11 protein-coding genes are annotated in these 14240 nt (G+C 39.9%); 9 read left to right on the top strand and 2 right to left on the bottom strand.

Annotation, left to right across the window (positions count from 1 at the left end; all coding sequences use genetic code 11):
- Positions 1-22: 22 nt before the first annotated feature.
- Complete coding sequence (gene infC, locus ACH8E3_RS11335; protein ID WP_458632751.1) at positions 23-508, top strand: translation initiation factor IF-3; 486 nt, start codon at positions 23-25, stop codon at positions 506-508.
- A 55-nt stretch (positions 509-563) separates the two neighbouring features.
- Complete coding sequence (locus ACH8E3_RS11330; protein WP_458632750.1) at positions 564-1634, top strand: undecaprenyldiphospho-muramoylpentapeptide beta-N-acetylglucosaminyltransferase; 1071 nt, start codon at positions 564-566, stop codon at positions 1632-1634.
- A gap of 116 nt (positions 1635-1750) precedes the next feature.
- Here the strand turns inward: ACH8E3_RS11330 and ACH8E3_RS11325 are convergent, their stop codons facing one another.
- Both ACH8E3_RS11325 and ACH8E3_RS11320 read right to left on the bottom strand, forming a co-directional pair.
- Positions 1751-2392 (bottom strand): methyl-accepting chemotaxis protein, encoded by a 642-nt coding sequence (locus ACH8E3_RS11325; RefSeq protein WP_458632749.1) that lies wholly within the window; start codon positions 2390-2392, stop codon positions 1751-1753.
- A gap of 27 nt (positions 2393-2419) precedes the next feature.
- Positions 2420-3469 carry a methyl-accepting chemotaxis protein gene (locus ACH8E3_RS11320; RefSeq protein ID WP_458632748.1) on the bottom strand — a complete coding sequence of 350 codons (1050 nt, stop codon included), beginning with the start codon at positions 3467-3469 and terminating at the stop codon, positions 2420-2422.
- Positions 3470-3731: 262 nt separating this feature from the next.
- Here ACH8E3_RS11320 and ACH8E3_RS11315 point away from each other — a divergent pair, with 262 nt between their 5' ends.
- From ACH8E3_RS11315 to ACH8E3_RS11285, 7 genes are all read left to right on the top strand, one after another.
- A complete protein-coding gene (locus ACH8E3_RS11315; RefSeq protein WP_458632747.1) occupies positions 3732-5651 on the top strand; it encodes an LTA synthase family protein in 1920 nt (639 codons plus the stop codon).
- Between the two features lie 155 nt (positions 5652-5806).
- Positions 5807-7570 carry a sensor histidine kinase gene (locus ACH8E3_RS11310; RefSeq protein WP_458632746.1) on the top strand — a complete coding sequence of 588 codons (1764 nt, stop codon included), beginning with the start codon at positions 5807-5809 and terminating at the stop codon, positions 7568-7570.
- A 32-nt stretch (positions 7571-7602) separates the two neighbouring features.
- Positions 7603-9183 (top strand): response regulator, encoded by a 1581-nt coding sequence (locus ACH8E3_RS11305; protein WP_458632745.1) that lies wholly within the window; start codon positions 7603-7605, stop codon positions 9181-9183.
- A gap of 84 nt (positions 9184-9267) precedes the next feature.
- Positions 9268-10797: a glycoside hydrolase family 31 protein gene (locus ACH8E3_RS11300; RefSeq protein ID WP_458632744.1), complete on the top strand. Its 1530-nt coding sequence runs from the start codon at positions 9268-9270 to the stop codon at positions 10795-10797.
- 279 nt (positions 10798-11076) lie between these two features.
- Positions 11077-12360 carry an ABC transporter substrate-binding protein gene (locus ACH8E3_RS11295; protein WP_458632743.1) on the top strand — a complete coding sequence of 428 codons (1284 nt, stop codon included), beginning with the start codon at positions 11077-11079 and terminating at the stop codon, positions 12358-12360.
- 73 nt (positions 12361-12433) lie between these two features.
- Complete coding sequence (locus ACH8E3_RS11290; RefSeq protein WP_458632742.1) at positions 12434-13330, top strand: carbohydrate ABC transporter permease; 897 nt, start codon at positions 12434-12436, stop codon at positions 13328-13330.
- Complete coding sequence (locus ACH8E3_RS11285; RefSeq protein ID WP_458632741.1) at positions 13327-14151, top strand: carbohydrate ABC transporter permease; 825 nt, start codon at positions 13327-13329, stop codon at positions 14149-14151. Before ACH8E3_RS11290 ends, ACH8E3_RS11285 begins: the two co-directional genes overlap by 4 nt.
- The last annotated feature ends 89 nt before the right edge of the window (positions 14152-14240 follow it).

Raw genomic sequence — 14240 nt, 5'->3', positions numbered from 1 at the left:
TGAAAGTTCAGGTGCCTATGATATGATTAAGAATGAAAAGATAAGAGCGTCCGAGGTTCATGTAACAGGAATCCATGGTGAAGATTTAGGGATTGTCTCCACCACAGAAGCTCTATTGATGGCTAAACAGCTGAAAGTAGACCTTATCTGTACTTCCCTTCTAAGCAGTCCTCCTCCCTGTCGTCTTATGAAAGCTGCTACTGCAAAGAACGAAGCCCAGCATTCTAAACAACAAGCTCGCCCAACAGATCGAAATGCTAAGCTCAAGGAAATACGCCTAACTCCACATATTGAAGAGCATGATTACGATACGAAGAAGAATCAAGCATATAAACTTTTGAAATCTGGTAAGGCTATTCATCTCGTTGTTCGCATACAAGGTAAAGAAGGACCTCAAGCCAAACAATTGTTAGAACGGTTTGTAAAAGATCTTCTTGAAGTCGGTAGCAAGCAAACAGGTATCCAAGTAAGTGGTAAACAAGCGATGGTTCAACTTAACCCTCTATAAAGATGGTTATACTAACTGGTCACCAGAGTGACCAGATCAATGTGAGGTTAGACATATGTCCAAACGTATCTTATTTACAGGTGGTGGGTCGGCAGGTCATGTCACTGTAAATGTAGCACTCATTCCAAGATTAATTGCTCTAGGATGGGATGCTTCCTATATTGGTTCTTTTAAAGGAATCGAATCAGATCTCATCTCTAATATGAAGGAAGATATCGACTACTATGGTATTTCAACAGGTAAACTAAGAAGATACATGAGTATCGAGAACCTGAAAGACCCCTTTCGAATTGTTAAGGGTGTCTATCAAGCTTATCAATTGATTCGGAGAATCAAGCCAGATATTCTATTCTCCAAAGGCGGCTTTGTATCTGTACCCGTCATTATCGGCGCCAAACTTAACAAAGTGCCGATCATTATCCACGAATCTGATATTACACCTGGACTTGCGAATACCATTGCACTCCCACTAGCGAACAAGATATGTGTGACCTTCCCAGAGACATTGGAACATATTAAAGGTGATAAAGCCACCTATGTGGGGGCTATTATTCGCGATGAACTTCGTTCTGGTGATGCAACGCGCGGTTTGAACTTCCTACAATTTAATACAGGCAAGCCTGTCATTCTCGTAATGGGAGGTAGTCTTGGTTCGAAGAAAATTAACGAGACCATACGAAGCAATCTCGCGTTGATGCTCGACCAGTTCCACGTGGTACATATCTGTGGTAAAGGACAATTAGAACCTTCCATCCAGCTTCATGGATATCAGCAGTTTGAATATCTCCATGAAGAGTTATCCGATGTGATCGCTTCAGCTGATTTTGTTGTCACAAGAGCAGGTTCAAATTCCATCTTCGAATTTCTAGCACTCCGCAAGCCGATGTTGTTAATCCCTTTATCTAAGGCAGCTAGCCGGGGAGATCAAATACTTAATGCTGAATCTTTCGAAAAGGCTGGATATGCAGAAGTTCTATTAGAAGAAGAATTAACAAATGAATCGTTTATACTCTCTCTCCACACACTTATCTCTAAGCAGACTGTCATTGTGAAGAATATGGCACAACAGAATTTAACCAATCCTATTGACGCTGTGATACACCTAATTCAGGAAACTTCTAAGTAAGAACAATGGCTATTCATTCCACATTCTATATTCGTTATGAACACAAACAGGCAGCCCTATATGTTACAAGGGACTGCCTGTTCATTCATTCCATCTTATACTTTATACTTTATACTTTATACTTTGAATCGACCTACAAGTTGGTGAAGTTCCTCAGACATTTGCGAAAGACTGTACGCCGATGAACTGATCTCCTCCATCATGGCAAGTTGTCCTTCCGTCAGTTCTGATATTTGATTCACACTACTCGCTGCAGCCTCCATCGTTCCCTTCACTCCTTGCATCGTACATGCCGCTTGCTCTGAACTAGCAGATAACTGCTGGGTTGCGGATGATGTCTCCTCCATTTGATTAGCAACGTCATTTATCGATTGATGAATCACTTTAAATGACTCGCTTGTGACAAAGGCCATCGCTGCCCCATCAGCAACTTGATGCGTCGTTTCGTCCATCGTCTTCACGACATCTTCTGTTTCCCTCTGGATCAGCCTAACTAACTCAGTAATTTCATAAGCTGAGTGGGCAGATTGCTCCGCCAGCTTGCGAACTTCACCTGCGACAACTGCGAATCCCAGACCATGCTCACCAGCCCTTGCCGCCTCGATTGCAGCATTTAGAGATAACAGATTCGTCTGTGCTGATATGCCCGTAATCACCTCAACAATCTGATCGATTACAGCAGTACGTTCACCAAGTCCCTTAACAGATGAGGATAATCCTTTAACCGTATTCTGTATTCCTAACATCTGTTGTTGCATTTTTTCTGCTAACTGCGAACCTTCTACCTACTTATCAAAGGCATAACCTGCCGTGCTGGACACCGCTTGAGCATTGGTAGCAATCTGATCAATACCTTTTGACATCTCATCAAATGTGATCACGCCGTCAGCAATATTCCTTAATTGCTGACCTGAACCCATTGCCATGTTCTGAAGAGAACTTGCATTCTCCTCGGCTGCTCTGCTTGTCTGCTCGGAACTAGCCGTTAGCTCTTCAGACGATGCCGCAACTTGTTGTGCTGTAATTCCAATTTGTCTAATCATGTCACGAAGATTGCTGATCATTTTGTTAAAGGATTGCGCTAGATCACCCACTTCATCTCGTGATGAGATGTTAAGTACCTGCGTCAGGTCACCTCCCCCTTCAGCTATGTCGTGGAGTTGTCTATTAATCTGGATCATGGGACGTATAATTCGACGAATGAAAATCATACTTATGAATACAGCCAGCAAACCTACGATGGCCATAAGGATGTACACGATGGTTAATATCATATTTACCTTGATATCGATTTGATGAATTGAAGATGCCACAGACCATATCCCAATCACTTCATCACTCTCATTCTTAAGAGGACTATATATCGTTAAATAAAGTTCCCCAGTTACATCCGCTTTACCAACGTACGTCTTACCATGCTTTATGACAACATCCGTCACTAATGGGTCAACTTTGGTTCCAACGTTTCGTTCTTGCCCATTGAATATGTTGGTTGCTACCCGGACATCTTCTTGTGCGAGGGTAACCGCTCCCCCCGTGATTGTCCCCAACGTATCAACAAATTCGTTCATGCTGTCTATCTTTGTCGTTCCCTTAAACAGATGACCATCCTTCAACGACCATGCTCCAGGATACTCTTGATCTAAAAGGTTGTAACCCAACTCGGAATCGATCTCAATTCGTTCCTGAAAGAGTTCCATCATTACCGTACTAACCTGTCTTTGAACGACCATCGTTATCGATATCGATAACACCAGAATGACACCAACAATTAACAGACCCATCTTCGTACCAATACTCACACGGACTTTACGACCCAACTTCAACTTACTCATGATGCAACCTCCTGAGGTGACTACAATGCCTTAGACCTTTACCGTCCACAGTGCTTTTGACCACCATTATCTTTTATTTATTAGTAAATAATACCTATTATTGTATCCTACTAATTACTTAGAAGATGTGACATTCGCTACTATTTTTGTATTTTTACAGGATTTGAGATACAATAGGCATTGATTTTTCCGATTGGTGACTGGTGGCTTAGAACCACCTTAACTATTCATCCTATTAATAAATGAAAAGAAGTGAAATGATATGTCATACGATTGGGAATTCAAAAAAGTACCTACGCTAGTTATTGTTTCTTTTCTATTGATCGCTAAACTATGCTTTCTACGTTACTTCTACTTCAATGAGGTTACGGCAGGTGGGCTACTCGCAGATACGTTCTCTGTTCTAGCATTCATGAGCTTGCTAGAACTTATTCTTCCTAAGAAAGCTAAATGTACCGTCTACTGGAGTATTCAGATCATCGTCTCCATGATATTATTTGCTGCAACGTTATATCATGCTCATTTCGGTTCTGTGCCTACATATACAGTGTTCAAGGAATTTGGGCAAGTCGGACAGGTTCGCGGCAGCATCTTGCCATTGATCAGACCCATCCATTTCCTATTCTTTATCGATCTTGTTATGGCACTCATTATAGCGATCATTCGATTCGCTCGTCCTCGTCGGGATGTATATTCGTTTGCTAATGGTCCAATATTTACATCTACTTATAATAGAAGAAGGTCGGGATGGAAGATCATTGTTACCCTAACCTTAATCGTTAGTGTCCTTGGTTCAAGCCTTATCATTCATCGTTCCCTAGCGATAGACAACGAACTTGTCCAAGCTAATAAGGTTGGATTCTTGAACTATCAGATTGTAGCCGCTATGAAGAACAAACAAGAAGCTACGATGATCAATAATGGTAGTTTAGAAGAGACTACAGCAGATGTTCGAGCTCTACAATCTAGCTATCCTTATCAAATAAACAATGACTCTATACCTGAACAGTTTGGTATAGGTAAAGGAATGAATCTCATCGTGGTTCAGATGGAAGCATTTCAGAGCTTTCCTATCCACCTCAATCTTGGTCAGCAGGAGATCACCCCTGTCCTTAATCAACTAGCACAGGAAAGCTATTACTTTCCCTACTTCTATCAACAGATTGGACAGGGTAACACTTCCGATGCGGAGTTCATGTCCAACACGTCCATCTACCCTACCGGAACTGCTGCGATGTCTTCTGGATTCGGGGACAGACAACTGCCTAGTCTCCCTAGGTTATTGAATCAGTTAGGATATCAAACGGCTACGTTCCATATCAATGATGTTACGTTTTGGAGTCGCAATCTATTATATCCTGCGCTTGGCTTCGATCAGTATTATGATAAACCCTTCTATAACAATGATCATTTCAATGATTTCGGCGCTTCCGATCAGGAGATGTATCGTGTAGGAATAGAGAAAATCAAGGAGATGTCGGTTAACAACAAGCCTTTCTATGCGCAATTCGTGACAACATCTAGCCATGCACCTTTTGTTGTACCTACAGATCAACGTAAGCTACAACTTCCCAAAGATATGGAAGGAACACAATTAGGTAACTACTTGGACGCTATGAATTATACAGATGATGCGTTAGGTGAACTTATTGAGCAATTGAAGGAGAATGGACTGTGGGATAACACGATTCTTGTGGCCTATGGTGACCATTTTGGGGTCAACCCCAAGGAAACCGACGGTGCGGAGATTACAGCGAAATTGGGTATTCCTTATGATAATCAGATCAGTCGATTCAACATTCCTCTTCTCATTCATGTGCCTAACCAGAAGAAAGGTCAGGTTGTCGAACTTACAGGGGGGCATTTAGATATTATGCCAACGGTAGCCAATCTGCTGGGAATATCCCTTGAAAAGGAACAATACACCGCATTCGGACGGGACCTTCTGAATACGGATCAGCATGTTGTGGGAATGCGTTATTACTTACCTACAGGATCCTTTTTCAATAATGATGTGATGTTCGTTCCCGGCACAGGATTTGATGATGGTGTCGCTACTTCTTTGAAGACACTTCAACCGGTCGACGATATAACCGCCTATCGTTCCGACTATGATTATATTATGCAACTCATGAAATTATCTGACGTATATGTTCAACTGTTACCGAAGCGATCTCCGTAAGCCCGCTATATAGTTCAGGAGATCTATCATCTGTTCTATCAGTTCTGACAATATATTGTCTCACAGGTCCACCTTCATGACTGGTAATCCATTTACCAGTCTTTTTCACCTTTGTAGTATAATGTGTTCTATATCAATACTAGAGGAGTTAACTCATGAGAAGGCCTAGGTCACTAAGAAGTAAAATTAATGTCTATTTCTTAACAATGTTCATTGTTATTCTAGGGATATTCAGTCTGGCCATTACCCAATACTTCAAGGAAGCGTTGCGCGAGAATGCAGTTAGTAGTGGACAACAGATTGTAGGACAATCCATTGCAACCATGGATACGTACTTCAGCCACCTCAAGAAGATCATACAAGTATTAGGAAGTAATGAGAATATATTAAAGGCAGTTGAGTATCGGAACTCTATCGATGAAATCGACTACAGATATGAGCTATCTAATAAGTGGACCGTTGAATATGCCATGCGAAATGCAATCGGTTACAATTACGATATCAAAGACATTGTTATTATTGGTAAAGAGGGTACACCTCTATATCATTCAGGCGGATCTATCAAGAACGAGTACAATTTCAAAGAGCAAGATTGGTTCCCGAAGGATCAGGATGATTATGCTATCGTTAATTTTTCAGGATTGCATGCACAAGACTATTACTTCAATAAGAATGATAAGCAAACGTTCTCCATGTTCATTCCTGTAAAAGACTATCGTAACGTACATAAGAATTATAACGCCACGTTAATGTTCAACTTTTATGTCGATAAGATGTTTTACGCTGGCGATTTACCGTTCTCCCATGCCATTATCATCGTCGATGAACACGATCATATTATTTGGGACACATCAACTGGGTTGAATGAGAAGCAGATAATGAACATGCAGAAGCAACTGATTGGGGATAAAGGTAGCTTCATCATCGATAGGACGGATGCAGGTACTTCACCTTATTCTGTTGTATACGATACTTCCCAGATCACGGGTTGGAAGAATATCGGTCTGAAATCACTTGATGAGGTTGACCGACACATTCATGTACTGGTGATGTTCTCCTTCTACTCCGTTCTTGTTACCATCGCTGCTGTATTAATATCTTCCATGATCATCTCTAAAAGTATAACGAAACCAATTACAAGACTAGCTCAGAAATTCAAACGGATTCCTTCCGAAAGTCTAGACGTCGATTTATACGATGATAGCACTAAGGAAATCCTTATTTTGTCCACTACTGCCGAGAAAATGATTAAGAAACTAAACGATCTAAACATAGAGATTCTAATGGAGCAAGCCAGTGCCAAAGATGCCCAAGTCCGTGCACTACAGCATCAAATCAATCCTCATTTTTTAAATAATACACTACAAAATATTAAGGCATTAGCTCTTAGCAATGACTCACAAGCCATATCAGAGATATCTACCATTCTCGGTAAAATGTTATCTTATTCGATCTACCAGCCCTATGAATTAGTTGAATTACATCGCGAAATCCTTCATGCAGAGAACTTTATTAGAATACAAATGTATCGATATCCTAATATATTTGATTACGAAGTGGATTGTCCTGAACATTTATCCTTTATAAAGGTTCCTAAGTTGATCCTGCAGCCTATTGTTGAAAATGCTATTCAGCATGGCATTTTGAAAAAAGGTCACGGTTATCTCATGATCTCCATTCATGAAGAACAAGACAACATCCTTATTTCTGTCATTGATAATGGTGGCGAGATGTCAACAGAACAACAAGAACAACTAGAATTCGAATTGAAAAGCAATCATGTGGGTAGCAAACCAAGTAGTATCGGGCTTGGCAATATTGATGAAAGAATGAAAATCACATATGGCGCAGACTATGGTATTCGTATTCACTGCGACTATGGTAAACATACAACGATTTCTATCGTGATTCCCAAATAACAATATTACTGTAACTAGAAGGGGTGCACTATATGATCAGCGCATTAATTGTAGATGATGAACTGTTAACGGTACGTATGCTAGAGAATACCATTGACTGGAATTCATATGGTATTCAAATCATTGCAACAGCACAAAGTGGGGAGCATGCCCTAGAACTATATCGTAATTATCAGATGGAATTAATCATTACCGATATTAATATGCCCGGGATGAATGGCATAGAGTTCATACAGCGCGTAAGAGATAACAGTAAAGAGACACGGATCATTCTACTTAGCGGATTTGGTGAATTTCATTACGCTAAACAAGCCATGAAATACGGGGCATCTGCTTACATTCTCAAGCCAATGGATGAGGTTGAATTAGACTTGGCCTTAAAGGAAGTTGTTGTTGAAATCTCCTCTAACAAGAAAATACAGAAAATGATCGAACAAAATAAGCATACTTCCCTAAGCAGATTAATGAAAGGTGTTATGAAAAAAACAATTTCAGTGAACTCCCTGCTTGGGATTGCTAGTGAACTTGATTTCAGATTTAATCATTATATGTTATTCAGTATGAATATTGAGAATGAGACGATGAAAGATTTCATGGATATTAGTAATTTACTTCATTCAAAGAATAGCTATGTTCAAGATCAATTCAGTCATGTTGTGAAAGATTATGGTGAACATATTATTCTGGAGTATGAAGAAGATAGTTGGTATATTCTCATCTCCCATATTCAAGCGGAACAGGCTTCCTACTGTGCCCAAAAGTTGATAACGTCACTTCTAGATACACTGGCTATCCCGTCAAACGTATGCTTTAGTAGCATCTATACGACAATGGAGGAACTACCTCAAGCCTACGAAGAGGTAGAGAAGCTGAAACGGCTCAATCAATATACGAATCATGGTGGCATTATTTATCAAGGGCATCATCCTGAACTCAACTCATTTGATAAATTACAGATGCTTGAAGATGAGAAAATGATTGTATCCTATATTCTAAGTGGTAAGATCGTCCCTGCACGTGAAAAGTTAGTTGAAATTCTACAGCATACCGTCCATATTAATTCTTCTTCATTGGATGATGTCTACGATTTCTGTTTCAATATCCTGTCTGAGATTAAAAAATACCTACTAGAAGAAAAGTATATATCTTCGATATCCAATGTGATTATGAATGTGAACTATCAAGATCTGCTACGGCTCTCTTCCATCGATCAACTTATTAACTTTATGGTGAAATTGATCAACAGCATTAGCACCATGGACGCTAGCGCTGATACCCATGTGAATAAGCTTGTGGAGAAGAGTATTCAATACTTAGAAGATCATTACAGCGAGAATATATCCTTAGAGGAAGTGTGCGAACATGTGGCAATGAGCAAAAACTACTTTTGCTATTTGTACAAGCGTGAGACTGGAAAGAGCATGTGGGTGTCTTTAACGGAGATCCGAATGGAGAAAGCCAGATATATGCTTGAGCATACCGATATGAAGAGTTATGAGATTTCGTATAATATTGGCTATGACAATCCAAGCTACTTCTCTAAGCTTTTCAAAAAAATGCATGCCATGACACCTAATGAGTATAAGAACAAACATAGCAACATAAAAAAGTGACATAAAAAAGTAATATACTTCATGTAAAATTTGCCTAGTAGATGATAAGATGACGGCATGATACAAGATGACAAAGGAGCGAGTATGTTGAACCTCACATTCGAACTATTAGATAACGAATATTGGTATGGTGGATATTCACATTTGGGTTGGGCTCAACCTTGGGGAAACCAATCTGAAGGCAATATGGATATGACAATCAACAGCACAGTAAATCAAGCAATGCCCTTTATGGTCTCAACAAAAGGAAGATATATCTGGTGTGAGGATGGATTCCATATTCATTTCAATCAAGGTATCCTGTCCATTGATTATGACAAAGGTGTACCTCAATTGGTCGCTGGATTTAACACAATGAAAGAAGCATACATCGATGCGTCTGCCAAGCATTTCCCTGTAAAAGGCGGCTCCATTGGTATAGAGCTATTCACAGCACCACAATACAACACCTGGATTGAACTAACATTCTATCAGAATCAACAAGATGTGATGAAATATGCTTCTAGCATCACGGAACATGGATTACCCAGCGGCGTTCTCATGATTGATGACGGTTGGAGTGACTACTATGGTAAATGGTTATTCAGTCACGAGAAGTTCCCAAATCCTAAACAGATGATTGATGATTTGCACAATCAAGGCTTCAAGGTGATGTTATGGGTATGTCCATTTATCACACCGGATACAACCGAATTTAGATATCTGAGAGATCGCAACATGCTAATCTCAACACCAGAGGGTGATGCCTTTATTGCAAAATGGTGGAATGGTCACTCTGCAGTATTGGATATGTCCAACCCGAATACCATCAAGTGGCTAGATGATCAACTGGCCGTTCTTACTGATGAATATCATGTAGACGGTTTCAAATTCGATGCTGGTGATAGTCCATTCTATACCCATGACATGGTGACCTATGGACAGACAGATCAGAATACACAGTCCCGTTTATGGGCCGAATATGGCAGTAAATATGAATACAATGAATACCGTGTGACGTGGAAAGCTGCTGGTCTACCTCTAATGCAAAGACTAGCAGACAAGAATCATAGCTGGGATGAGCATGGCATACAATCACTCATTCCCAACACCCTTGTTCAAGGAATCACAGGTCATCCATTCGTATGTACGGATATGATTGGTGGAGGCGAATATTTAAACTTCCACCAGAATCATCACAACTTGGATGAGGAATTATTCGTTCGTCACGCCCAGATTGCTTGTCTACTTCCAACGATGCAATTCTCCGCAGCTCCATGGAGAGTCTTAAGTCCAGAATACTTTGATCTGATTAAGAAAAGCGTAGATCTACGTAACGAATACTTACCTGCGATTCTTCAACTCGTAGATCATGCGAAGCTTAGCGGTGAACCAATCGCTAGATTCACAGATTACGTCTTTCCTAATCAAGATCTAGAGAACATGACCGATCAATTCATGTTAGGTAATCACATCTTAGTTGCCCCTATTCTTCTCAAAGGCGCAGTTGATCGATTAGTTAAGTTGCCCAATGGAACATGGAAGGATCGACATGGTGTGTTGATCGAAGGTGGCGTTACGGTTACCTTAAGCCCTTTAGCGGGCGAACCTATCGTGTTAGAATTACAATCATAACCTATTTATTTATAACGACCCATGACATTACCGGTGAATTGCTGCCGGGTAATGTCATGGGTTTTTTAATATAAATATCGATCGGAATATATTGATAGAATATAATCGCATGTATCCACTGCATCCGATTTTTCCTTTTATATCTATATCTATTACATACCTATACGGTAATATTGTCATAATAACTCATGAATATTATTGATTCATCACATTGCGAGAAAGCGCTATCATTAAGAGGTAAAGAAGAGATAAAAAAACTACATTTTCGGAGGGGTATACATGAAGAAAAGAATGATGTTAATGCTTACGGCTATATTACTGATTTCTGTCGTTGCAGGTTGTGGAAAGGCAGATACGAACCAGAATGCTGATTCTAGCAATAAGCCAGCCACAAATGCTGTGGAGAAGGTTAAAGTTCGCCTTATGGCATATAACCAAGAAAGCAGCAGAAAATCATATTTGGAATTTCTGAAGAAGGAACTTCCAAACATTGAAGTCGAGTTTCAATTCGTAGCATTGGATCAGTTCAATAGTGTATTAAATACACAACTTGCATCTAAGCAAGGACCTGATCTTATTGAGACTGGTGGAGAAACAACGCTATTAGCTTCAGCAGGATATCTGCTTGATCTTACAGATCAAGACTTCATCAGCAATTATACAGACACAGGGTTTCAAGCTTATACACTGAAAGATAAAATCTATGCAACACCTCTACAATCTTGGTTCGAAGGTATTTATTATAACAAAGGTATGTTTAAGGATAATGGATTAACTCCTCCACAAACATTTGATGAGTGGATGCACATTCATAAGACTTTAAAGGACAAAGGTATTAAGCCACAATCTATGGGTGCCTCATCTTGGGAGCCTATGATGAAACAATCTATGGGAATGGTTCTTAATGAATTCTATTCCAAGCAAGAGAACAAAGGCTTTGATGACAAATTCAATGCTGATGAAGTATTACTTGCAGATAACTGGGGTCCAGCTCTTAAAGAATGGAACAAGATCATAGAACAAGGGTACTTGGATCCGAAGATGCTAGGTACAGACTACGACCAAGCTCTAGATGAGTTCGCAACAGGTAAAACAGCGATGTGGCAATCTGGCCCTTGGGCATTAGAGACACTTAAAGAAAAGAATCCCGATCTACAAATAGGGATGTTCCCATTCCCTGGTACTGAAAAAGGTACAGGTTGGATGATCGGTGGACCTGGAAGTGCATTAGCGATTAATAAAGATTCGAAGAATGTTGATGCAGCATTAGAAGTTCTACGTCTTACAGCTACACCAGAAGCTCAAAAAGCTCTGATTGCAGATAACGTAGGTAGCTCATTCGTAAAAGGCGTAGAGGTTGATCTAGGGGAAGAATTCGCCGATTCCGCAGCAGCGTTTGAAGCTGGGAATGTATACGGTCCGTGGTTGTACTGGTTAGGTGGTAATCCAATCGTTGAAAGTTACGGAAAAGCACTACAAGAAGTACTATCCGGCTTAAAGACAACGGATGAAGCGTTGAAAGATGCCGACAAGACTGCAAAAACCATTCGCGATTCCATGTAAATTAAACGATTAGGTATGTAGAGAATAAGGGGACTATCTTAGTCCCCAACTTCTGCATAGGGGAGGATCATCTATGAAATCGGCAGTCGCCAAAACACTGAAGAACCATTACGTATATTTATTAATGATTGCGCCAGCGCTTATTGGTTTTATCATTTTTTTCATTGTGCCTACGGTCATGAACTTTGGTTACAGCTTAACCAACTGGTCAGTATATAAACCGAATTACAGTTTTATTGGATTCAAGAATTTCGTTGATCTCTTTCATGACGTTCAGACACTAGCAGCGATAAAGAATTCATTTACTTATGCAATTATTATGACGATTTTACAGAATACTTTAGCTATTCCGTTAGCTGTTGCCCTATCTCAAAAACTCAGAACAGCTAATTTACTAAAAACGGTGTTTTTTGCACCAGCTATTCTAAGTATATTAATTGTGGGTTATTTGTGGTCATTTATTATGACTTCAGCAGATCACGGCTTGTTAAATGAAGTTGTCCAATTCTTCGGATTCCAACCTATCAACTGGCTTGGTAATTCTAAAATTGCATTATATTCCGTCTTATTCACACAATTATGGCAATGGACGGGATGGGCGATGGTTATCTATCTCGCTAACATACAAAGTATTGATGAAACATTGTACGAGGCTGCTAAGATTGATGGTGCCAATGGCGTACAACGATTCTTTAAAGTCACACTTCCGTTACTATACCCATCCGTCTCATTTAATGTTCTGATGAGCATGATTGGTGGAATGAAAGTATTTGATATTATCTTTGCTATGACATCAGGGGGTCCCGGATATTCTACCGAGACCATCACGACGATGTTAATTCGCAGAGGATTTACAGAGGGAAGAACCGCATACGCAGCTGCCTTCGGTGTTGTCTTCTTCTTCCTAGTATTATCTATGTCCAAGATCATCACTTGGAGCTTTAATAAGTGGGAGGAGAAAATATCATGAGAAAACGTAACTTACTCCTGCTTGAAATATTCCTGTTGATCGCTGCTGTTATCATGCTAGTTCCGATCTACTATCTACTTGTCACAACATTCAAGACACCTGCAGAGGCTGCCTTAAGTCCGATGGGTCTACCTAAGAGCTTTATGCTAGATAACTATATTAAAGCTTTTACAGCGATGAATTATCCACGAGCATTAATGAATAATCTCATTATTAATATTAGTTCTGTCTCTCTACTCGTCATCTTCTCATCTATGGCTGCCTATGCCATTGCACGTAGACCCGAGAAATTCTATAAGCGAGTATACGGATTCTTCTTAATCGGTCTTATGGTTCCTTTTCAAATCTCGTTAATTCCATTATATAAAATAGTTACCGGATTAGGCGTGATGAATACATTAGTTGGCGTAATACTAGTTAGTGTATTCTGTATTAATATGTCTTTCTCTATCTTTCTGTTCAAGGGATTCATTAACACGATCCCCTATGAGCTAGAAGAAGCTGCTGCCATTGATGGTTGTCGTAAATTCACGATTTACTGGATCATCGTATTTCCATTACTTAAACCTATCATCGCAACCGTATGTATTCTGAATGCATTAGCGGTATGGAACGATTTCATGACTCCTTTGCTATTCCTACAAAGCCCTAACAAAGCTGTGATACTTCTTGAAGTATACAAAAATGTAGGACCGTTCTCTACGGACTGGACCGCATTCTTCCCTATGATGGTGCTAGGAATCGCTCCAATGGTCATATTCTATTTATTCATGCAAAGATTTATTATTAGCGGTGTCGTTGCAGGATCAGTAAAAGGATAACGAATAAGCTTAATCCAAAAGAAGCCAAGGCTATCCTAAAATGTACCCTTTGTAAAGGACAATTAAAAAAAGACTAGGCAATTTGAAGT

This window comes from Paenibacillus sp. CMAA1364 (assembly GCF_054373195.1).
The sequence above is the reverse complement of the archived record's forward strand: the minus strand, read 5'-3'. Positions and strand labels throughout refer to the sequence as shown.